This window comes from Alkalicoccobacillus porphyridii (assembly GCF_007293315.1).
GTDB lineage: Bacteria > Bacillota > Bacilli > Bacillales > Bacillaceae_D > Alkalicoccobacillus > Alkalicoccobacillus porphyridii.
Window position 1 is genome coordinate 196,430 of sequence record NZ_VLXZ01000003.1, and the last position, 22,881, is coordinate 219,310.

General features: G+C 41.4%; 20 protein-coding genes. 11 read left to right on the forward strand and 9 right to left on the reverse strand.

Features of this window, described 5'->3' with window-relative positions:
- Window positions 1-2 precede the first annotated feature (2 nt).
- Entirely contained in the window at window positions 3-749 is a 747-nt protein-coding gene (gene nagB / locus FN960_RS06300) for a glucosamine-6-phosphate deaminase (protein ID WP_143847845.1), read from the reverse strand.
- A complete protein-coding gene (gene nagA / locus FN960_RS06305; protein ID WP_143847846.1) occupies window positions 736-1,944 on the reverse strand; it encodes an N-acetylglucosamine-6-phosphate deacetylase in 1,209 nt (402 codons plus the stop codon). Before nagA ends, nagB begins: the two co-directional genes overlap by 14 nt.
- 170 nt (window positions 1,945-2,114) lie before the next feature.
- On the opposite strand from nagA, the gene FN960_RS06310 reads away from it, so the two are divergent.
- Window positions 2,115-3,458 carry an acetamidase/formamidase family protein gene (locus FN960_RS06310; protein ID WP_143847847.1) on the forward strand — a complete coding sequence of 448 codons (1,344 nt, stop codon included), beginning with the start codon at window positions 2,115-2,117 and terminating at the stop codon, window positions 3,456-3,458.
- 135 nt (window positions 3,459-3,593) lie between these two features.
- On the opposite strand, the gene FN960_RS06315 is transcribed toward FN960_RS06310, so the two are convergent.
- Both FN960_RS06315 and FN960_RS06320 read right to left on the reverse strand, forming a co-directional pair.
- Window positions 3,594-4,343 carry a hypothetical protein gene (locus FN960_RS06315; RefSeq protein ID WP_143847848.1) on the reverse strand — a complete coding sequence of 250 codons (750 nt, stop codon included), beginning with the start codon at window positions 4,341-4,343 and terminating at the stop codon, window positions 3,594-3,596.
- A gap of 121 nt (window positions 4,344-4,464) precedes the next feature.
- Window positions 4,465-6,054, reverse strand: coding sequence for a solute:sodium symporter family transporter (locus FN960_RS06320; RefSeq protein WP_143847849.1), 1,590 nt, complete (start codon window positions 6,052-6,054; stop codon window positions 4,465-4,467).
- A 228-nt stretch (window positions 6,055-6,282) separates the two neighbouring features.
- On the opposite strand from FN960_RS06320, the gene FN960_RS06325 reads away from it, so the two are divergent.
- Window positions 6,283-6,741, forward strand: a complete 459-nt coding sequence (locus FN960_RS06325; RefSeq protein WP_368854045.1) for a GNAT family N-acetyltransferase — start codon at window positions 6,283-6,285, stop codon at window positions 6,739-6,741.
- A 466-nt stretch (window positions 6,742-7,207) separates the two neighbouring features.
- Here the strand turns inward: FN960_RS06325 and FN960_RS06330 are convergent, their stop codons facing one another.
- The 4 genes from FN960_RS06330 to FN960_RS06345 are packed head-to-tail and all read right to left on the reverse strand — an operon-like array spanning window position 7,208 to window position 11,221.
- Complete coding sequence (locus FN960_RS06330; protein WP_143847851.1) at window positions 7,208-7,963, reverse strand: hypothetical protein; 756 nt, start codon at window positions 7,961-7,963, stop codon at window positions 7,208-7,210.
- 10 nt (window positions 7,964-7,973) lie between these two features.
- Window positions 7,974-8,864 carry an ABC transporter ATP-binding protein gene (locus FN960_RS06335; RefSeq protein WP_143847852.1) on the reverse strand — a complete coding sequence of 297 codons (891 nt, stop codon included), beginning with the start codon at window positions 8,862-8,864 and terminating at the stop codon, window positions 7,974-7,976.
- Entirely contained in the window at window positions 8,857-10,005 is a 1,149-nt protein-coding gene (locus FN960_RS06340; RefSeq protein WP_143847853.1) for an ABC-2 transporter permease family protein, read from the reverse strand. The genes FN960_RS06335 and FN960_RS06340 overlap by 8 nt, the downstream gene beginning before the upstream one ends.
- A 16-nt stretch (window positions 10,006-10,021) precedes the next feature.
- The gene (locus tag FN960_RS06345) at window positions 10,022-11,221 is read right to left on the reverse strand and encodes a hypothetical protein (RefSeq protein ID WP_143847854.1); all 1,200 of its coding nucleotides are present in this window, start codon (window positions 11,219-11,221) and stop codon (window positions 10,022-10,024) included.
- 216 nt (window positions 11,222-11,437) lie between these two features.
- Here FN960_RS06345 and FN960_RS06350 point away from each other — a divergent pair, with 216 nt between their 5' ends.
- From FN960_RS06350 to FN960_RS06385, 8 genes are all read left to right on the forward strand, one after another.
- Window positions 11,438-12,196: an ABC transporter ATP-binding protein gene (locus tag FN960_RS06350; protein ID WP_143847855.1), complete on the forward strand. Its 759-nt coding sequence runs from the start codon at window positions 11,438-11,440 to the stop codon at window positions 12,194-12,196.
- Complete coding sequence (locus FN960_RS06355) at window positions 12,197-13,057, forward strand: ABC transporter permease (protein WP_143847856.1); 861 nt, start codon at window positions 12,197-12,199, stop codon at window positions 13,055-13,057.
- Between the two features lie 28 nt (window positions 13,058-13,085).
- On the forward strand, window positions 13,086-14,114 hold the full coding sequence (locus FN960_RS06360) for an ABC transporter substrate-binding protein (RefSeq protein ID WP_143847857.1): 1,029 nt from the start codon (window positions 13,086-13,088) through the stop codon (window positions 14,112-14,114).
- A gap of 127 nt (window positions 14,115-14,241) precedes the next feature.
- The gene (locus FN960_RS06365; protein ID WP_260681944.1) at window positions 14,242-15,762 is read left to right on the forward strand and encodes a spore germination protein; all 1,521 of its coding nucleotides are present in this window, start codon (window positions 14,242-14,244) and stop codon (window positions 15,760-15,762) included.
- A gap of 9 nt (window positions 15,763-15,771) precedes the next feature.
- On the forward strand, window positions 15,772-16,884 hold the full coding sequence (locus FN960_RS06370) for a GerAB/ArcD/ProY family transporter (protein WP_143847859.1): 1,113 nt from the start codon (window positions 15,772-15,774) through the stop codon (window positions 16,882-16,884).
- Complete coding sequence (locus tag FN960_RS06375; protein WP_143847860.1) at window positions 16,884-17,963, forward strand: Ger(x)C family spore germination protein; 1,080 nt, start codon at window positions 16,884-16,886, stop codon at window positions 17,961-17,963. Before FN960_RS06370 ends, FN960_RS06375 begins: the two co-directional genes overlap by 1 nt.
- A gap of 93 nt (window positions 17,964-18,056) precedes the next feature.
- On the forward strand, window positions 18,057-19,457 hold the full coding sequence (locus FN960_RS06380) for a DUF2254 domain-containing protein (protein WP_260681945.1): 1,401 nt from the start codon (window positions 18,057-18,059) through the stop codon (window positions 19,455-19,457).
- Between the two features lie 65 nt (window positions 19,458-19,522).
- Window positions 19,523-20,662 carry an alcohol dehydrogenase catalytic domain-containing protein gene (locus FN960_RS06385; protein WP_143847862.1) on the forward strand — a complete coding sequence of 380 codons (1,140 nt, stop codon included), beginning with the start codon at window positions 19,523-19,525 and terminating at the stop codon, window positions 20,660-20,662.
- A 138-nt stretch (window positions 20,663-20,800) separates the two neighbouring features.
- Here the strand turns inward: FN960_RS06385 and FN960_RS06390 are convergent, their stop codons facing one another.
- Window positions 20,801-21,676, reverse strand: coding sequence for a LysR family transcriptional regulator (locus FN960_RS06390; protein WP_143847863.1), 876 nt, complete (start codon window positions 21,674-21,676; stop codon window positions 20,801-20,803).
- Window positions 21,677-21,781: 105 nt separating this feature from the next.
- Between FN960_RS06390 and FN960_RS06395 the strand changes: the two genes are divergently transcribed.
- Window positions 21,782-22,876 (forward strand): citrate synthase/methylcitrate synthase, encoded by a 1,095-nt coding sequence (locus FN960_RS06395; protein WP_185970957.1) that lies wholly within the window; start codon window positions 21,782-21,784, stop codon window positions 22,874-22,876.
- Window positions 22,877-22,881: the final 5 nt, after the last annotated feature.

Below are 22,881 nucleotides of genomic sequence, written 5' to 3' on the forward strand. Positions count from 1 at the left end.
GATTAGTGCGCCTCCGCTTTTTGATTGACTACTGATAATGCCTCCTGATCGGCAATAATCGTAACATGAGGATGCTTCTGCAAAATAGATGCCGGAATCTGTTCATCTATTTGTCCATATAAACACTGGTAAAGAATCTCTGCTTTTTCTATCCCACTTACAATTAACAAGATCCGTTTGGCTTTCATAATGGTGGCAATACCGAGTGTGATAGCCTGTGTTGGGACCTCCGATTCACTTGAGAAATACTTGGCATTAGCCTGGCGGGTTGACGGTGTTAGCTGAACGACATGTGTCTCTGAATCAAAGCTTGTTCCAGGCTCATTAAAACCTATATGACCATTTTTCCCAATACCCAAAAGCTGTAGATCCACACCACCAAGTGATTGAAGTGTGTGAGTGTACCTCTCTGCTTCCTCTTCAAGATTCGCCGCTAAACCATTTGGTAAATACGTTTGAGTTTTTGGTATATTCGCAGGTTCAAAGAGATGTTTATTCATGTAATACGAATAACTCTGCTCGTCGCTTGGGGCTTTGCCGACATACTCATCCAAGTTAACCGTATGCACCTGTTTATACGAGGTCCCATTCAGCTGATGGTCCCGTACAAGATACGTATATGTACCAAGTGGTGTTCCTCCAGTTGCTAATCCTAGCACTGTTTGCGGTCGATCCTGAACGGTCTCAATGATGATTTTTGCCGCTTGCTGACTCATCTGATCATAGTTCTGTACTTCAATGATTTTCATTCTTTTCCTCCATTCCATTATACACAAGCTGCCCCCGACAAAATGTCAGCATCACTCGATTTTTATCGTTAAGGATCACGATATCGGCGTCTTTTCCAACGGCAATACTACCCTTACGATCATCTATATTTAACTGTTTTGCTGGATTGAGTGAGGCCATTTTAATTGCATCTGCTAAGGAACACCCTGTAAATTCAAGCATATTTCTTATCGCTTCATCCATTCGTAAAAGGCTACCAGCAAGTGTGCCATCTACAAGACTCGCTCTCCCATTCTCCACGTACACATCCTGTCCACCCAGATCATAGATGCCATTTTCTAAGCCCTTTGCACGAATCGAATCTGTAATTAAGATAATATTCTCAGATGACTTTTGTTGGAGGGTTAGGTTTACGATCCTAGGATCTACATGAATGCCGTCTACAATCAGCTCAGCCTTTAGTTTGTCCTCTAAAAAACAAGCACCCACTACTCCCGGTTCGCGGTGATGAAGACCACTCATTTGATTAAATAAATGCGTTACTTGCTTTGCTCCCGCTTGAACAAATGTATCTACTTCATGACAACTCGCATTTGAATGACCAATGGATGCAACAATTCCTTGTTTATCTAGATAGTTAAGTAACTCAGCTCCACCCTCCTGCTCTGGTGCTAATGTAACCAATTTTATTTGCTGGTTCGCTGCTTGCTGCCACTTTTGAAATAAGGATATATCTCCAGGCATAATGTGTTCCTTTGGTTGTGCTCCTGCCATGTCTGGATTAATAAAGGGGCCTTCTAGATGAACACCAAGTACCTCTGCTCCTCTAACCTTCTTCTGCTGAAGGATGTACTGACCTGCATTCTCTAAACTCTTTGTAATTGCTTCTTTACTCTGCGTCATGGTGGTCGCTAGAAAACTTGTTGTTCCCTCTTGCGGAAGTGTTTTTGCCATTGTCTCAAAGGAATCGTAATTGCCATCCATGGCATCTGCCCCGCCTGCCCCGTGAGTATGAATATCAATAAATCCCGGAACAGCTTTTATATGTGGTTGTAGGCTAAAGTCCAATATGTCATATGAATTATCAGGTTCTGCCCAATCTTTCATGGGTCCAAACGAATGAATGAAACCATCTGCTAGTATAAGAAATCCCTTTTCTATCGTCTGCTTTTCTATATATAAATTAATGTTTGTTAAAACATTGACTCTTTCCATATTAACCCCCTAATATAGTTGTCTATACCAGTTCTTTTTCCTTACTATACCTACCTTTAATTTCTCCGTCAAGAAGAGAAAAGTACGTTAGATAATCTATCGCACTGAAACAATGGCACCTAGACAAGCTGTTAAGGTGAAGGGATAACTAACTTGAAGAGGTGAACAGCATGAGAAGAGAAAGCAAAGCATTAAGTGTATTATGTATCGTTACCATGACTCTATCCATGTACCAGCCTAATGTTGCATCTGCCGAGTCCATCCCTTTCCCATTAAACAAGGATAATGACTACAACTTGGACGGAGATCATTTCTTACCATCTAATTTAGATACGATTAGTTGGGGGCATTTGCCGAACCGCCAATCAGAAGCCGTGATGGAGATATCTTCGGGTGAGACGATTACCGTTGATACCGTATCACATGAAGGCATTTTGGATGATCAAGGCAGAGATCCAGTAGAGTATTTTGCCGAGTACGGAATTAGTGAAGATGAAATCCTTGAAGAAGCTAAGACCATTGCCTATTCAGATATTGATCACGATTTTGATGATCACGGACCACATATCGTTACCGGACCTGTTGCCATTGAAGGCGCTGAACCCGGAGATGTGTTAAAGGTTGATATTCTCGCCCTGACACCACGTGTTCCATACGGAGTCATCTCAAATCGGCATTACAAGGGGGCTCTGCCAGAAGAATTCCCAGAGAACGAAGGGCCACAAGAAGGGGCAAGTGCAGATCAACCCGAACTCTATAATAATGTTTCCTTATTTACACCGATTGAGTTGATTGATGGTCAATGGTATGGAGAGATTATTGGAGAAGATGTACATTTTCCAATTGATCCATTTATGGGCATGATGGGTGTAGCTACGGATACCGATGAAGAGGTTCACTCCGTCCCCCCTACTCATACAGGCGGAAATATTGATATTAATGACCTAACAGCAGGAGCCACCCTCTATCTACCAGTTGAAGTAGCGGGGGCAATGTTTTACACAGGAGATCCTCACTTTGCTCAAGGGGATGGGGAAGTAGCCCTTACCGCACTTGAAGCCTCATTGCGCACAACCTTTCGCTTAACTGTACTCAAGCAGGGAGATGAACGAATTCCAGGTAATGCAGATGACTTCACACACCCATTCGGAGAAACGGATGAATTCTGGATCCCAATTGGACTAGATGAAGATCTAAACGAAGCGATGAAGGATGCGACAAGAAGATCCATTGATTTCCTAGAGGATGAACTAGGCATGGACCGCGCTAAAGCTTATGCCTACCTAAGTGCTGCGACGGATTACGAAGTCTCACAGGTTGTTGATATCACAAAAGGCATTCATGGCATGATCCGCAAGTCCGATTTTGCCAATAAAGTTGAGGCTCAAGATGGAGAAACCTTGCCTGATACCGCAACGAACAACGGAGGCTGGCTTGTGATTGGCGCTGGATTACTACTAGTAGGAGCTATCTTTTTCCTAGTAAGTAGGAGACTCAGAGCTTTAAGAAATTAATATAAGGAAAACACAGTGGCAGACCGTGGTCACTGTGTTTTTTTGTGTGGCGTGCGGTGGGCGTGTGAAGACTTTTGAGCATGCACGTGCTAGATTCGCGCATCTCGGGTCTATTTGAGCATTTCAAGAAATATTTTACTGATAGTAGCCTGGTGTTTGCTCACGCCCTCCCTTACTCGCCACCGCACCTCTACTCACTTCATATGACCAGTTCCATTCTCCCTGATCTAACCCTTTTTCCCATGTTTCCCGAAAGGTAACAATATAGACTTCATTGTCAATTTCATTAACAGTCACTTCCTGTTGCACGTCGTACCCATTAATAACACTCGTCCAAGTTCCTTCTTCTTTTGGAAAGTGATCATACTCTACATCACGAGCTGCATGGGCCTCTACTATGGCATCCTGCCTAGTAAATGGAGGTTGCTCGGGCGAGAGCCCTGTAAGAATAAAGGCTATAGCAACGGCTACTATAAGAGGAATCGAGGGCAACGTAAAGAACCTTGGTCTCTTTTTTCTAATAAAGTAATCTATCAATCCATAAGTTAAAGCAGCTGCCCCACCTATCACTGCTCCATTAAAGGATGAAATTAAACCAAAGGGCAGACCGAACAGTCCGTGTATCAACACATATATCCAGCCGGCCATCTGAATAAATGTTCGATCAACCCACTCAATGAATATGGATACTAATGATCCGTATATGAGGATAACGACACCGCTATACACAAAATAAATCATAAGCCACGATAAAAAATGAGTACCTAGCTCATATAAATATTGCTCACGTATGGCAATAGTATAGTCGGCTGATAAGTAGATAGATAGCATGCTTGTAGCAAAAAATGCAGCCTGAAGCTTTCTCGAGAGCCAACCCTTCTCCATAGAGAACTTTCCCCACTTTTGTTTTCTTTTATCATACCATATGTGAAGCGATGAGCAATATCAAATGATAGATAAAACAGACTCTTAGTATTTTCACTAAGAGTCTATTTAGTCACTTAATTTATGCTGCAATCCCCCATGGAGAAAAGACCCAATAGGTTAAGAGAACTATGATGACAATGACTGCACTGAGCCACTTTGCATGCTTCCAAGGAGTCAGATCGACTTTAACTTCAGCTTTTGGAAAGGTAAACGTTTTGGCTGAAGGTTGAAAGCGGCTAATGGCCCAAAGTAAAAGCAAGTCCACAAAGAATATGACACTAAACACGTACAGATAATGAATATCCGTAAACAGCTGCGTGGAGCTATATACGATTAAGTGGAAAATAAATGTCACCTTTGCAGCAAACGGTGTGGCATATTTAGAATAAAATCCAAGAATAATGACTGCCAAAAGCGGCATGCTATACAACCCATTAAACTGCTGGACGATGTGGAATAATCCAGCCGGAGCGAATGAAATCAATGGGGCGATGATTGTTGAAATCAGCCCAACGATGATCGTAAACATCTTTCCTGCTCTGGCAACCTGAGCATCCGTTGCATTTTTCTTTAACGGTTTATAAAAATCCAACGTCATTAATGTCGTCGTTGCATTTAATGCCCCAACAAATGAGCTTAGAATCGCTCCAAAAATGACAGCTGCAAAAAAACCAAGCATCCATTCTGGAAGAATTTCCGTCACAAGCATAGGATAGGCATTATCTGCTGGTTCTACTGAGTCCCCGAAGAAGTTGTAAGCAACTATTCCCGGAAATACTAAAAACAGAGCACCAAAGATTTTAAAGAACCCTACATAAAGAGCTCCTTTTTGCCCTTCTTTTAAATCTCGTCCCGCCAAGACCTTCTGCACAATTAATTGATTGGTACACCAAAAAAACAAGTTATTAAAGAACAACCCAAGAAACAGCGTAGGCCATGGCACCATCAGAGAATCAACCGCACCAAATGAATTTAATTTCTCTGGGGTTTGCTCTCGAATCGTTTCAAACCCTCCTAAAAAACTGCCATCTCCGAGTACAATTAATCCGAGGATCGGTATGGAAAGACCAGCTACTAAAAGTCCGAACCCATAGACTGTATCACTAAAAGCACTTAGTCTTAACCCACCAATTAATAAATAGAGCAGACCAATCACCCCGATAACTCCGGAGATTAGCGAAATAGCGACAAGAGATGAAACATTTAATATGCCTTCAATCGAAAAGATTTGGTTAAATACTAAGGCACCCGAATACAGAACCACAGGTAAAAACGAAATAACATATGTAAAGATAAATAATAACGAGGCAATTCGTTTCGTCGCCGTATCAAACCTAATTTCGATAAAATCTGTGACCGTATCAACGCCATGCTTTAAGTATTTTGGTAGGAAGATTAATGCAAGTGCAACGATGGCTATCGCCGCCGTTACCTCCCACCCCATCACTTCCATCCCAGTTTCATAGCTCTGTCCATTTTGACCCACTATTTGTTCTGTGGATAAATTGGTCATAACAACACTACCAGAAATGGTGATTCCAGTTAAACTACGACCACCTAAAAAAAGGCCTTCAGAGCTTGTTAAATCGACTCCTCTACTGCGCTTATAAGCGAACAGCCAGATGGCAGCCACCAATACAACAAATGTGACCACTGAAAATATGCCCAATCCAACCACTCCCTATCATATGACAATGTAATAATCTGTATAAGACATTATCTTTCCTTTTTTATTTATCGTTAAACCATTGAGTGCGCTTACCTGAAAATAAAATTTTTGTGTGGGAATGGAGGTGTTATAATTTGTGGATATAAGTGTGGATATTAAGTGTTTTCATTGCATCAATATTATTTTAGTTGTGCACTAAAATAAATTTCCATACAATAGGAATAAAAGATGATCTGGAGTGAGGACATGAAGATCTATCAAGCTACGACAAATGACATTGAGCAGGTTGCCTATCTATTTAATTTGTATCGGCAGTTTTATCATCAACCTTCTAATATAGATGGTGCTGTTTCATACATACGTGAACGACTGGAGCAAAAGGACTCCACGATATTTATAGCTGAGATGGAAGGATCTTATGTTGGGTTTGTGCAGCTCTACCCTACGTTCTCATCCATTGCGATGCAAAAAGCACTTATTCTAAATGACTTGTTTGTTTTGGAGGAAGCGAGAAAGATGGGAATTGGGGATATCCTGTTAGCAAGTGCGAAAGAGCACGCACTTCGTGAAGGCGTTACACGTTTAAGCTTAAGTACCGCTATTCATAATCATGCAGCGCAAGCCCTCTACAATAAACATGGCTATGAGCGTGATCAAGATTTTTATCATTACCAGTTGACCATTTAGGGAGAATGAAAGAGAGGGAGAAGACATCATATGATGCCTTCTCCTCTTTTTGAAGCGTACGATAATCTTGGTAAGTATATGTATCTTCTTGGTAACTCCAGCAAAGTTCTTGGTAACATGCTTTCGATCTTGGTAAAAAGCCTATCGTTCTTGGATAGACAGCAGATTTTCTTGGTAAAGCCGATTCCCTCTTGGTAACAGCTCAATTCTTCTTAGTATTAACTCAACTCTTCTTGCTTTAACCTAAATTCGTCTTGGTAAACTTCCACACTGCGAGTCAAGTCCTTATTATTGTGTAAATAGTAATACCGATACCTACCTTAAAACAAGCGGACGAAAATGGAGGGCCGACACCTGCGGGATGAAAAGGTTCAATGAGATAAATCGACGGAGTCGAGTTAGCTCATTACCTTCCCGCGGTAAGCGTGCCCCCATTTTCGGGAGCGGCAGCCGAAGAAACAAAATATTATCCGTCCTCTACCCTCTCCAGAGATATACGTGCCATACCTGTTACTCTCAGAGTATCTCCTTCTCCAAATGTAAGCGTGACTGAAGTTGCTTCCACGGTATCTTCAGGCATTTCATCCATTTGCTCTTGACCTTCTGCTTCTAAACCAATGATTTCAAACACTCGAGGTTCAGCTCCGGCAGTGAACAACTCTAGATTAGCAATGCCTGCAACGTTCGGGGTGATTTGATAGGTGCCTGGCTCAATATCTAGTCCAACCTCCCAAACTCCAGAGAAGAGTTCACTTGTATATTCAGTGGCTAAAGGCTGTAAAACGAGAGCTTGCAGTCCATCGAAGGATACGGTGTCCGTCTCTTCTAGCGTCATTGCGATGACATACGTACTATAAAATGGTCCATATAATGTATCATGGAAAAGCAGCTCACCCTCTTCAGAGTGTATATATACATTACCCGCTGACCCTTCTCCACCCTCTATCATCCAACCACCATCTGCTATCGCATAGCGTCCAGTTGGCACCTGAAGTTCGTGAAGCATTTCATCCTGTTCCATTTCTATGACGATCGAATCATCTGGACTCGCAGCCGGTCGCTCAGAGGTCTCTGGCCGTGGTTCACCAAACCGCTCTAATATCTCCGCCTTCTCTTCATTTAACAATTCTCCATTCTCCTCATATGCCTCCGCTTCGTCGGTTTTACTTTGACATCCGAGAAGGAATACCAAACATAGACCAAAAAGAAACCATTTATCCATACGAACCCCTTTAAGCATAGAATTTCTCGTAGTATTCTAATGTACCGAGCGGACCTATGGTTAAGTCTGTCCCTTTATACTCTAACAACCGTTGGATCCATTCTGTCTGTTGCTCGGCTGACAGAACATCAAAGGGAATACATAATAATCGGTTCGCCAAATATACATGATTGTCGGGCAAGGAAACAGCTGCGCATAATTGATCGTATTGATCTTTTTTGATGCCCACTTTTATATAATCACTCTGTTTCTCATGAAATCGTTGCTCATGGATAAATTGGCCATCCCGTAGATACAGAACACGATCTGCATAAAGGTCTAGGTTTTCAAGCAAGTGAGAGGCAACAAAGACAAGCTTATCTTGTTGCTTAAAATCAAGGAGTTGCTTTGAAATAATGGCTACATTCTCTACGTCTAGGCCATTCATGACCTCATCTAAAAGCATAATTTTCGTATCCGCGGCAACCATCATGGCAAAGCAGAGGCGTTGGCGCATGCCTAACGAGTAGGTTTTAACTTTTTTCTTAACGTAATGATCCATTTTTAACGATGCAGTAAGCGTAGGGATATGTGTTCTTGTGCCTTTCCACATGTCTGCATATAGCTTGAGGTGATCCATGCCCGTTAACTCTGCAAATAATTCGCTTTGATCAGGGAACGTAGTAAGCTGTTTATGGATCGCGACCTGCTGCTTCTCTGACTGATAGGAATAGGTTTTGTCGACGGTGACCTTTCCACTGTCCGGTTTGATTGAATGACTGATTACTTTAAATAACGTTGTTTTGCCCGTTCCATTAGGGGCAACCAGACCGATAATTTCTCCCTTTTTAGCTGTTAATGAAAGGTTCTGAAGCACCTGCTTATCTTTATATGCAATCGATACTTTCTTTAATTCAAGCAACCTTCTCACTCCTCTGCTTGTTAAGATAGGGTTTCTTGTGCAACAACGAGATTAGAAGCCATTGCACAAAGATAAAGGCTAGAAGGACAATCATTGCATAGCGGATATCAACCTGACTATTGCCTAAATCTAATGCCATCTCTCCCGATAAAACATAGGGTACATCCAAAAAGGAAGAGACATGAAGCCATGGAATCGTCCAATGAAAAATAGTTAGTAGATCCGCGACAAAAAAGAGAGCTATTGCAATAAAGATAGTCGCGTACGTATTTTTAACAAGCATATTTAACAGGATCGTTAAAAAGAGAACCGCCCCGATTCCAATCGTTAAACCAGCGAATACATAGAAAATATAAATGCCCGTTGAGACTGCCTGGTACTCCCCATTGAAATAGATTGTGACTGGATAAAGAAAGCTTCCTGTACCAGCCTCTAAATAACTAATGAGAAAGGCCACTCCAATGCCAAGTGCTAAAATAAGAAGCGTACTTGTAAAATAAACGGAAAACTTAGCTAAAATCTTATTGATAGCTGAAAGAGGGAATCCGTGCATGATCGTTTGGTGTGTTTTTTCATATACAACAATGGAGCTTGCAAACACAATAATAAAGACAAAAAGATAGAGCCCACTAATCGTTGTTAACGCATCAACTAGATAGTCGCTAGAGCCCTGTTCGTCTGTCATCAATGGCAATTGGTGCTCTTCCATGTAGGATAAAAAAGCCTCATCCTTATGTATCTGTTCTATCGGCACAATCAATCGTTCATGTATTCCAATGTTATCTAGCTCATAATTTCTTAATCTATTCGCATTAATTAGCCTTCCTTGTTCAATGTATTCTTCGAGCTCATTTTCCCTCAGATGCCAAATTTGCATATTCACTGCGGATAACTCTGCAAGTAAATTTTGATAAACCTCTTCGCCTTCAGGCTGTTCCCTCAAGTCCTCGGGGAAAAAATCAATCTGATAATTCACCGAACCACTTTCATATTGTTTTTCATGGTATAAATTTTCCATGTCTGTATCGTGATAGGTGTAGTAAAAGAGGCCAAAGAATAAAAAAACAACAAGACCGAGAAACCAATTTCGTTTGGTAAGAAACAATAGCTTTGTCTCAAATGCAGCAAATCGCCTAAACATACATGCCCCCCTCCTCTCACGCATAATATCTCTCTTTTGTGATGATCTTACTGAGGGTGAGTAAAAGTCCTTCGACCATAACAACGGTTAGTAACAGTATGACTAAGCCACTAATAAAGGTTATTGAATCTGTCATAAATAAATAATTCATTTCACCAGCTGCTATTTTTCCAAAGTCAATATATGTCTGGGGCCAGTACCCTACATCTATTCCTAAAACCGTTTCAGATGTCCGGTCTCTAAATACGCGTTCAAAGAGTAGAATAAACGACGTTACACCTAAAACAAGCCATGCTTGTTTCAATAAAAGACTGCCTACCATCGTCAGTCGAATAAATAAGAATAATAGAATGACTAAATAGACAAGCGATTTCAGCAAAAATGTTCCCATCGACATCAAGTCGTACTGATCAGATGTGAGATCGTCAAAGCTGGTCAAATATGGAATGGCTAAATCAAGATGCCCAAACCCATTTAAGATAGAAACTAAAAGCATACAAAAAGCGAGTAGTAAGGCAAGTGCCGTGGCAGTGTATGTCAAAACAACTCCACTCTTAAGATTGATGATTTTGTACCAGCTTATTGGCATTCCTTGCTTAATGGACGGATGCTCTCGATCTCGCATGAGAACATCGCAGCTAAAGTAAATAGCTAGAAAAATAAACCAAGGACCAGCAACGAGTAGTGCTTGCTCAAGTACTTGAATCGCCGACTTTTGTTCAAGCATTGAAAGAGTAAGCGGTGAATCCATATGTAATAATGACTGATAGCGATGATCTGTATAGTACTCGAAGTGCATTCTGTCCATATTCGGATAAGTTGAGCCTTCAAACATACTTGGATCAGATATGACTGTAAGCTCTGTCACATCGTATTGCAGCTTTAAGCGCAAATATCGTGCAGCATCTTGGTTTTCATACGCATGGATTAGCTTAGAACGGAGCTGATTATGAAAGAACGTCTCTACATAAATCGCTCGTCCCGTACGTGAATTTGTACCTGTGTAGCCTGATCGCACTCTTCCTTCCAGCATAAACTGATCATTTTCCAAATCAATCGCAATCTCCTCATGATCAAGCACATGAACCGTTTGCTTATCAGGAAGAATAATCAAGCAATAGCAAGCCACACCAAGTAATAAAAACAATATAAAATATAAATTCTTTTTACTCCTCACCATTAACCCTAGCTCATGAGTAAAGAATGAACGATACATAGCATAGCCTCTCTTATCTAGATGACATCCACAATATAAACAAAATTATCCATATTAATTGTAGCAGAAGAAATAATAGAAGTATATGAATCTTCGAACAAATTGTATGATCTACCAATCTCTCCCTTTCGAATTAGCGAACATGCACATTGTATAAAAACACTGGCTTGATATACTTGCGCTAATAAATTTCGTTATTGAAAGAAGGGACAAACAATGAGCTTGGTTGTATCAGAAGTAAATAAATCATTTGGTCAGGGGTCATCAAAAAAGCATGTATTAAAAGATATCTCCTTCACCGGAAAGGAACATGAATTTATTTGTATTCTTGGCCATAGCGGCTGTGGGAAGTCAACGCTTCTTAATGTGTTGGCGGGATTTTCTGCTCCTGATGATGGGAGTGTGACAGTAAATGAAAAGGCGATTAAAGGGCCGCACCGTGAACGTGGCGTTGTTTTTCAAGAGCATGCCTTATTTCCTTGGTATACCGTTTTAGATAACATTGCGATGGGACCAAGTCTAGAAGGGCTTTCTAAATCAGAGTCTCGAGAAATTGCCTCTTCTTATCTAGAGCTAGTTGGTTTATCAGATTGCGCCGATCAATTTCCAAATCAGTTATCTGGTGGGATGAAGCAGCGCGTGGGAATTGCTAGAGCACTAGCAAATAAGCCTCGCATTCTCTTGATGGATGAACCGTTTGGCGCCCTTGATATTCTTACTCGAGAGACGATGCGTAAGGAGCTGCTCTCTATCTGGTTACAACTTAAAACGATGGTTATTTTCGTCACCCATAGTATAGAGGAAGCGGTCCACCTGGCTGACCGAGTTCTTGTCATGAAACATGGAGAGATTGCTTTAAACAAGGAAATTACACTTGAGCGACCAAGAAAGTCAGATGATTCTGAATTCATTTCTATCTCCAAGGAGCTGCAATCTGTTTTAGAAACGATTGAATCCACACGGGGGGTGTCCTAAATGGCGGCAACGGATACACCTAAGGAGACCTTAGTCACAACGAAAAGAAAGCCTAAAACAAACTCGCTTCTCTTTGATCGTGAAGGTTTGTTTCGCGGAATCACCGTCGCTAGCTTTTTTATCATTTGGCAACTGATTGGCATGCTTAATCAACAAATTGAGTGGATGAACCCAACCTTCCTTCCTACCCCCGTTAACGTAGCTGAAGCTGCATTACGTTTGCAGGAGCAAGGTGTATTATTTGCACATATTTGGTCAAGTACTTGGCGGTTATTGTTAGGTTTTATACTAGGTGTTGTCATTGCGGTCATTTTAGCTTTTCTCGTTGCAAAATTTAAACCAATCCAAAATGTGATAGAACCACTTATCAATATGATTGGCCCTATCCCTCCCTTTGCCCTATTGCCAATTTTTATTATTTGGCTGGGTGTTGGTGAACTGCCAAAGCTCACACTTATTATGTATGCAACAGCCATTCCGATGATTGCCTATACAGTAGATGGGATCCGCAATGTGAATCCACTGCTGATACGATCAGCTTTGTCACTTGGGGCGACTCAATGGCAGGTATTTAAACGAGTGATTTTGCCATCGTCACTGCCTCCCATTTTTGTTGGAATGCGTGTCACTCTGGCGATTGCCTTTTCAGCGATGGTGGTTGCTGAAATGATCGGCTCGCATTCAGGGCTCGGTTACTTAATTATTGATTCGAGAAACTTCTTTCAGATGGACAATATGTTTTTAGCGGCAGCCTTAATCGGGGTACTTTATTCAATTTTTGCGCTTATTTTAGGTCAAATCGAAAAACGACTATTCAAATGGAAATATGGAACACAAATGAACGACGCCATTTCAAAATAAAAAATACGATCAGGAGTGGATATACGTTATGAAAAAAACAATAAGATGGATGAGTGCTGGAGCTGCGCTCTCCGCTATTACTCTTTTAAGTGCATGTTCAGATAATGAAGCACCATCAACCACAGGAGACTCAGACCTTGAAACAACAGATGTTACTCTTTACGGCGTGATTGATACTCAAGTATCTGCACAGCAGGTGATTGCTGATGAGATGGGATTTTTTGAGGATGAAGGACTAAATGTGACCAACACGATTGTCCAATCCGGACCTGATATCGGTCCGCTCATTGCAAGTGGGGATGCTGAGGCAAGCTTTGAAACAACGATTACCAACATAACCTTAAAAGCATCCAATGTAGATAATGTAATTGTTGCGCCAATGGCGAATATATCAGGTACTCAGGCGGTGATTGCCAGCCCTGAGTTCGAGATCAATAGCGCTGAAGACATTGAAGGAGCCACTATTGGTATGGTTCAGGGGGCTGGGGTGACCATTGCTCTTCAGAATATGGCTGATGAACTTGGTGTCGATATGGACCAGGTAGAATTTATTAATATGTCACCTACTGATCAAATTGCCGCTCTCGATAATGGGAACATAGACATCATGGCTGCTTGGGAGCCTTGGATTACAACCGGTGTAGAGCAGGGAGCGGAGTTTTTATTTAGTGGAAACTATTCTGAGCTACCTGGTGCAGAGGGAGAAGTGGAATGGATGCAATATTATTCTACCTTCCAAGTATCTGAGGAGTTTTTAGAAGAAAACCCTAACACGGTGAAAGCATTACTTCGCGCCCTGCAGCGTGCAACCGATTATATCAATGAAGATCGTGAAGGTGCTTTGGATATTATGGATGCATCTATTCAGAACCTTCCTCGAGAACAGATTGCAGAAATTATGGATCGGAATGTCTATTCCATGGAGATCAAGGACGACTTAAAACCAGGATCAGATACCATAGCTGACCACCTTGAACGTATGGGTAGCATTCAGTCGGTTCCCGCATTTGAGGACTATACTGACTTTACCCTGTTAGAAGAGCTTCAAGCCGAATAGCACATAAAGCACCAGATAAGGCAGACTGCCTTATCTGGTTTTTTGTGCGATGAATGCACCATGTATAAAACTCGATTACTCCACACATGGTAAGGGTGAGTACATAAAGTCCAATTGGGGGTGTGTCGTGTTTAGAAAATGGAAGCAGCATCGTCTTCAAAGAAAAATAAATCAGTCGACACGCCCCTCCACCCATTCCTTTGAAGAGCTTTTAAAAACCTGCAGGCTTTCTTCTGATTTCGAGATATATCAACTCTCAAAAAATAGTCCGATCACGCTCTATTATTATGCGTCTGTTATTAAACCGGAAATCCTCCATGACGAGATACTTCCTGCTCTTCAACAAGTGAATCAACTTTCCTTGGAGGAATTAAGACAAGCCATTTCTATTGAAAACAATGAGATTATAGAAGCTGTGGAAGACTTAATGGATGGCTTAATGCGGGGCAGTGTGATCATCCACTCCACTCAAACACCAAAGCAATTTCTATTAGTGCCAGCAGAGCATATAGAAAACCGTTCTGTCAGCCTACCTGAGGTGGAATTCAGTGTGGTTGGGCCAAAAGAAGCCTTTGTTGAACCTTTGCAGACCAATCTAAATCTTATACGAAAACGAATACCTATTCCTGAATTAGTCGTTAAGGAATACACAATTGGTGATCTCAGCAAATCTAAAACGGCAATTCTATATCTTCATGGTATCGCAAATGAACAAGTCGTTCATACGCTCACACAACGCATCACCGACATCCAATTTGATCAAATTGTCGATAGTTCGTTTGTGGCACAGCTGATCGCGGATGATTCCAATTCTGTGTTCCCACAATTAATTGATACAGAACGTCCAGACCGAGTAGCCTCCCTTTTGGCGGAGGGCAAAGTTGCAGTCATCCTGGATGGCTCTCCCCATGCACTAACCGGGCCTACTTCTTTTGTTGAATTTTTCTCAGCCTTTGAGGATTATTTTTTACCTTGGCCGATTGCATCTATCTTTCGGTTGATTCGGTTATTTGCCATCTTATTTTCCGTGTTATCTACCGCGTTATATGTAGCGGTTCTAACGTATCATTATGAAATGATTCCTACTACGCTACTTAATACATTAGTTTCTTCTCGAAGTGGTATACCGTTTCCACCGGTGTTTGAGGCGTTAATTCTAGAATTGGTCATCGAGTTATTACGCGAGGCTGGTGCTAGACTGCCCGCAAAAATTGGGCAAACCATCGGGATTGTGGGCGGTATCGTCATTGGAACAGCGGCTGTAGACGCCGGGCTAACCAGTAATATCCTATTAATTATTGTTGCCTTAACAGGACTTGCTTCCTTCACCACCCCCATCTATCAAATGGGTAATACCATTCGCCTCATTCGTTTTCCATTTATTTTAGCTGCTCAATGGCTTGGTTTTTTGGGTGTAGCCGCTTGTTTTGCCTTATTCTTGAGCCATCTTTTGGCATTAACTTCACTTGGTCACCCCTACTTAGTGCCTATCTACCCATTAAGAGTAGCGGACTTAAAAGACTCATTCTTCCGCTTGCCTTTTAGACTACAAACAAAGCGCCCGCAAAGCATAAGAGCACAAAAGCAAAACAGATTTAATAAACCTAATGAAAAAAATCACTTGATTCAACCTGATATAGAAGAATAGGAGGAGACAATGATTCCACATCAAAACACACCCTCAAAAAGTAGACAGCTCTCCCCTTTCTTTAGTTTCTTTATGACAACAGGTGTGCAAATCAGTGTGGGTATTTTAGGATTTGAGCGAATTCTAACAAAATATTCAGGTCACGATGCGTGGATCTCAGTCGTATTTGTTGGCCTAGCCGTTCATTTTTTTATGTGGTTATCGTACCAAATGTTGAATCATTACCAAGGTGATCTTGTTGATGTTCATACACAAACATTCGGTGCCTTTGTAGGCACGCTGTTAAATATCTATTTTCTATGGTATTATTCGTTACTTGTTTTCACGGTCATCAGTACGTACATTGAGGTCATTCAAATCTGGATGTTTCCTGATGTAAAAGCTTGGGTCCTATCTTTACTATTACTCGTAGTCTCCTATGCTTACGTAACAAAAGGACTACGTGTGGTTCTCGGGTTAGCTGTAATCAGCTTACTAATTACACTCCCGTTGTTGTTCGCTAATTACTTTACCCTTCCCGATACACATCCTGATAATATACTTCCAGTGTTTGATCATTCACTGAAAGATATCTTGGCTGGCTCCAAAGCGATGACCCTGAATATCCTCGGTTTCTGTGTGCTTTTTATGTGTTATCCTTTCTTCCGCAAAGCTCCTTTATCACAGAAATGGAGTCATCTTGGCATTGCCTTTAATATGTCGCTTTACCTTCTAGCCATTCTTTTAACCACCATCTATTTTAGCGAAGATCAACTCGAACAAACGGTGTGGGCAACGATTACTCTGTGGAAGGTGGTAGACCTTAGTGTGGTCGAACGGTTTGAGTATATCGGAGTCTCAATCTGGCTTTTTGTTGTCCTTCCCTCTATTTGCCTTCTTTTATGGTCAGCCAGTAGGCTCTTAAAGCGAATGCTACCTTGGAATCAGCGACAGCGAACCGGTCTAAGAATAATCAGCCTGCTTTTATTTGGTGGATCATTTTTTGTGGTAGGTAGAGAAGGAGTCGAAGCTCTAAATGACTTCACAGCAAAGGTTGGATTTTACACGATTTATGGTTACATTCCAATTCTATATCTCGCATTTCGAATACGTGTTTTTTGGAACAAAAGGAGGAGTGGGTAATGAAAAGGCTCTTGATAGTAATGGTATGCCTCGTAGCTCTTACCGGCTGTGCGCCTCGAACTAAAATCATTGAAGAGCTGCAATTAATTCAAGCGCTTGGATATGACTTTGAAAGTGATAGTGACTTTCGAACGGTGGCTGGCTCTCAGATTATCCTACCCCAAGTTGAAAACCTACCTGAAACTGAAGTGTTTTCTGCTGTTGGAAACACTTCCAGAATCACACGCAAAAAAATGCAAACCGAATCCTCAAAAACCTTGGTTCTAGGTCGTGTAAACCTAGTCCTTTTTCAAGATCAGCTAGCTGAGGAGGGGATCTATTATTTTTTGGATATTCTACAACGAGATCCTGTCATCGGGCGTAATGTTAGACCTGCAGTAGTGGAAGGAAAAGTGTATGATTTACTATCTCAAAATTACAAACTAGACATCACTGTTTATCAATATTTAAATGAGCTAATTGAGCAGAGTGAAAGTGAGATTTTACCCCAAGTCACCCTTCAAACACTGCTCTACCATTATTATGATGAAGGTAGTGATATGTACATACCCATGATTAAACAATATCAGGACCGTGCTCGAGTGACCGGCCTTGCATTGTTTAAAGGTGATCAATGCGTTCATAAGCTCTCCGTTAGAGAATCATCATATCTTAAGCTACTCAAAGAACCCTTTAACGGAGGATTTTATCAAATTGATCTTGATAACGGGGACTACGTTAGTTTAGAGAACGTGGATGCAGACCAAGACTTTACAATTAAAAACACTGAAAAAGGTATGCGTGTCACGATCACCGTAAATATCAAAGGCATTATAAATGAACAGGGTGATGTGAAGGGACCAAATCATTATAACGGGAGTGCACTTACTCATTTAGGCACGGAGCAATTTGAAAAACACTTAAAGAGCCTATTGAAGACATTTCAAGAGCTAAACGTCGATCCCGTTGGATTTGGCGCTAACGCCAGAAGTAAAATGAGGGACTTTGATATCGAAGAGTGGAAACGTGCGTATCCTGATTTAGATATTCAAGTGAAGGTGAACCTAGACTTAATTAGCAGTGGAATTACAGAAGAATAAAGGAATTGGTTCAATTGATGTTTTTAGATGATACTGACAGGGAACAAATTAAGGTCTCCCAATTCTTTTAATGTTCATGAAAGGATGGCTAATTTGAACCCAATCAAATATATCAAACGCACCTATAAAAAATTAAACAGCTTATCCTACCACCAAGTTATATATGAACTGAGATCCAACGTCTGGCTCATCTGTTTATTCTACGGGATAGCGGGATCTCTAATAGCCGCTGCTGCTTATGTTGGTGATATGCATATGCTCCTTGGAGAAGACGCTCCAGGATTTTTTCAAGCTGATTACGAGTTAACTCGGCAAATTGTTAGTTCCCTTGTTGCCGGTATTATTACACTGAATGCTTTTACACTGAACTCTATCCTCGTTGTGTTGACTAACTTTTCAGGCCAATTTACGCCTCGAATGCTGACAACCTTTATCTCAGATCGACGTACCCAGCATTTAATCGGAATATTTAATATGGCGTTTGTCTTTATTTTACTTACTTTCTTCTTAATTGATGAAGAAGTAACTTCCTATTATGCCATCATTCCTAGTTTAACGATTCTCGTTATGTTGCTAACAGTGGGCACCTTTGTCATTTTCATTAATCACACGATTAAATGGATGCAAGTACCTAATCTTATGCAAAATATGAAAAATGAATCACAGCAGCAAATTCTGACGACTCTTATTAAAGATCTTGAAGAATATCGTACGACGGATCCTAGTATGTCGATCTCCAAGCAGTTAATGGGGGAAGGTGTAACCATATCTGCCTCAAGGACGGGGTATATTCAAATTGTTGATTATAAACGGCTTATTCACTATGCCCAATCCGTTGATACGGTTATTCGTTTTGAAAAACGTATAGGAGAGTTTGTCCTAAAGGGCACCCCCTTACTAACCTATTGGAAAAATGGTCGTTTCCCTATTGATGAGAAGAAAATTATTAGTAGAGTGTTTATTGGTTCAAAGAAAACAGAAGTTCAGGATATTGAATTTGGCATTAACAAGCTTAAGGAGATTGCGATAAAGTCACTGGGTAATGACGACCCGGATACTGCTTCAAATGCGATATATCAGTTGTCGGATTTATTGCTGTCCATTTCTAAAGTGTCGAGATTCACTCCGTATTTAACAGATCCAGACAATGAGCTAAGGGTGATTATTAAAGAAGAATCCTTTGAGTTTTATTTATACTCAACCTTCTCTCACATCACGATTTATGCTAAAGAAGATCCCATTATCACAAACGATATTTTAGAAGCGATGAGTTTGCTTGTTCAAACCATTGACAAACAATTTCATAAGACATCCTGGGATTTTGCCTTAATGGTGGCTAAAGGATATCAAGCTCCCTTCTCATTTAAATATAATGAGAAGAAGTTCTATCGCTCACTAGAGAAAATCTCTAAAACAACAGGAAATGAGCAAGCATATCAAACTTTTATTGACGAGCTAAAAGAAAATCAGCAACAATCTCCTCCAGAAAATTAAATGTTTAACAACTCTCCATAGCGGTAACAGATGCTGTACACCATAAACTAAGGAGAGTGCTAAACATGAAAGCTGTAACTTTTCAGGGAAAAGAAGATATACAGATGAAAGAAGTAAGCGCCCCTTCTATTCAAGAGAACACAGATATTATCGTAAAGATCACAGCAAGTGGTATTTGCGGTTCAGACCTTCATTTATATCACGGGGGTATTGTCCCAGAGCAAGACTATGTCATTGGACACGAACCAATGGGCATCGTTGAAGAAATTGGCTCTGAGGTCAAGAACCTTAAAAAGGGTGACCGAGTTGTCATTCCATTTAACATAAGCTGCGGCGATTGTTTCTATTGTAATCACCAGATGGAAAGTCAATGTGATAATTCTAACGAAAGCCCACATTCGGATGCGGGAGGTCTCTTCGGCTTCGCTGATGACTTCGGAAACCACCCAGGCGGACAAGCTGAATACCTGCGTGTGCCATACGGAGACTCCACATCATTTAAGGTTCCTGAATCAAGTGAGCTTGAGGATGAAAGTGTCGTCTTCCTATCAGATGTCATCCCAACCGCTTATTGGAGCGTTAAACATAGCGGAGTAAAAAAAGGCGATACTGTCATTATTCTTGGTGCTGGTCCAATTGGTCTTATGGCACAAAAGTTTGCATGGATGGAAGGCGCCAAACGAGTGATTGCAGTGGATCAGGTTGAACATAGACTCGATCATGGGAAACGCACAAATCATGTAGAAACCTATAACTTCAAGGATAACCCCGAGCTCGGTCAGCAGTTGAAAGAAGAAACACAAGGTGGCGCCGATGTGGTCATTGACTGTGTAGGCATGGACGGGACCGTACCAAAAGGAGAAACCTTTGGCTCCGAATTCGATAATCAATTCGGTACCATCTCTCCTATCGTTACAGCCAGTGAATCCGTGCGCAAGTTCGGGACCGTACAATTAACCGGTGTCTACGGAACAGAAGCAAACGGATTCCCAATCGGAGACTTCTTCACCCGAAACGTATCATTAAAAATGGGACAAGCACCTGTTGTGCATCTTATGCCAGAGCTTTATGAAATGATCGAAGCCGGTACCTTTGACCCTACAGATATCATCACACATAAAATGAAATTTGAGGATGCATCAGAGGCTTACCGCATCTTTGACGAAAAAGTAGACGGCAGTATTAAGACGATTTTCAAGCCGTAATCAAGGGACTCTAGTCCATTAAAAAATCCGAACCGCCAATATTGGCGCGTTCGGATTTTTTGTGTGTATTGAATGTGGTGCAGCGTAGAGTGGATGTGCATGTGATGAGAGCTTTCCGATTTCTACATGCTGTTGTAGCTAAACCAGCTTCATAACGAGCTCTTCAAATGCTAATGTCTCCTCTGATGGAGATTTTGTTATCAGGTACGTTGATACCAAGGGTAGATTGAGCATTGGGAGCTCTGCTTCTAGCATTCTTCCTTCTGCCAGCTCTCGACGTACTGCCGAACGCGGTAGAATCGAGCACCCTAGACCTTCTTCGATAAAGCGCTTCGCCACGTGGACCTGGGACACTTTCATTTCCCTAAGACCTGGCACCAAATGCTTACATGAAAAAAGCACCTCATCCCAATACATCGGATGATTATGCGTTAATAACACGTGTTCCTTAAATACCTTTTCATAATCAACATAACCACCGGTTTCTGCGTCTCTTCCATCATGAGGCACCACAAAAAACAGCTTCTCTGTTTGAATTTCCCTACATGTCACTCCTACAGAGGCATGTGGCATGCGGGATATCCCGATATCTGACCTACCTTCCTCAACAGACGAACCAATTAATATAGATTCCATCACCTCTACCTTTACTTCGGTGCGAGAATTAGTTCGCACAAAAGCTTTCACCCAATGTGGAAGATAGCTAGTTGCCACAAGAGGTGAGACGGCAATTTTTACTTCGCTTAGATAACCTTGAATCTTTCTATCCATTTTCTCCATTCCAACAAGATAAGCATCATACATTGAATGTGCGTGCGATACAAACTCTCGACCATAATGGGTCAGCACAACCCTTCGACCCGTCCGCTCAAATAAGTCCACGCCTACAAGTTTTTCTAACTGTTGGATATGAACCGTTACAGTTGGTTGAGACACATATAAAGAAGAGGCAGCCTTTCTAAAATTCTCGTACTTGGCAGCTGCTAAAAAGCTTTCGATCCACTGTATATTCATCTGAGCTCCCCTCTCTGATTAATAATCTTAATCAGTACTACCACTATTTTTTAATTTTTATAATCATACCATCCAAGTACACTAAGGAAAATGATTGAAAGGATGATGATGATGTTTTCAAAAGGATTAGAGGGTGTTGTTGCTGCTCATACAGCTATCAGTCATGTAGATGGAAATAAGGGTAAATTGCTTTACAGGGGCTATGATGCAGGAGAACTAGCACGAACTAAGAGCTTTGAAGAGGTGGCCTATCTGTTGTTGAACGGCGAACTCCCTTCAAATCAACAGCTTGAAACATTCACTTTTGAGTTAGTAAAGAAACGAAAACTATTATCCGCACTTGATAATGTGATAACTTCACTGCCAAAAGAGCTCGAAATTATGGACGTTCTGCGCACCTGTATTTCATGTTTAAATCCACAGACAAACTGGCCACCTACAAAGGAAGAAGCCATCCACTTAATAGCTCTCTTCCCCACCATCATCGCCGCATGGATTCGTTATGAAAACGGGGAGAAGCCCATTAAACCAGATCAAACACTAGGTCATGTTGAAAACTATCTATATATGATAAATGGCGAAATTCCAACAAACGCACACAGCTCTGCCCTAACCGCTTATCTTATCCTCACAATGGAGCATGGCATGAACGCCTCAACCTTTGCAGCAAGAGTCGTCTCGTCTACAGAATCAGACTTACCATCGGCTATCTGCGGAGCGCTTGGTGCCATGAAAGGTCCCTTACACGGAGGTGCCCCCACTGGAGTGTTACAGCTACTAGACGATGTAACCTCTCATGCAGAAGGGCCAGAAAAGTTGTTGCGTCAAAAACTAGAGCGTGGAGAAAAACTAATGGGCTTTGGTCACCGAGTCTATAAAACTACGGATCCTCGAGCCAGCGCCTTACGTGACGTATTATCATCATCAGGAGGGGAGGATCACACACTTTCTAAAGCAGTAGAAGTGGAAAAAACCGCTACCCTATTACTTGCCGAATATAAACCCGGACGAGCGCTACACGTAAACGTCGAATACTACGCAGCCACTGTGATGGATGCCCTTTCTTTTAAATCAGAGTGGTTCACCCCGACCTTTTGCGTCAGCCGAGTTGTCGGTTGGTGCGCCCATGTACTTGAACAAGCTGAGGATAATCGAATCTTTAGGCCGGATCAGGAATATATTGGGGTGAGGGAAAGATAGTTTGT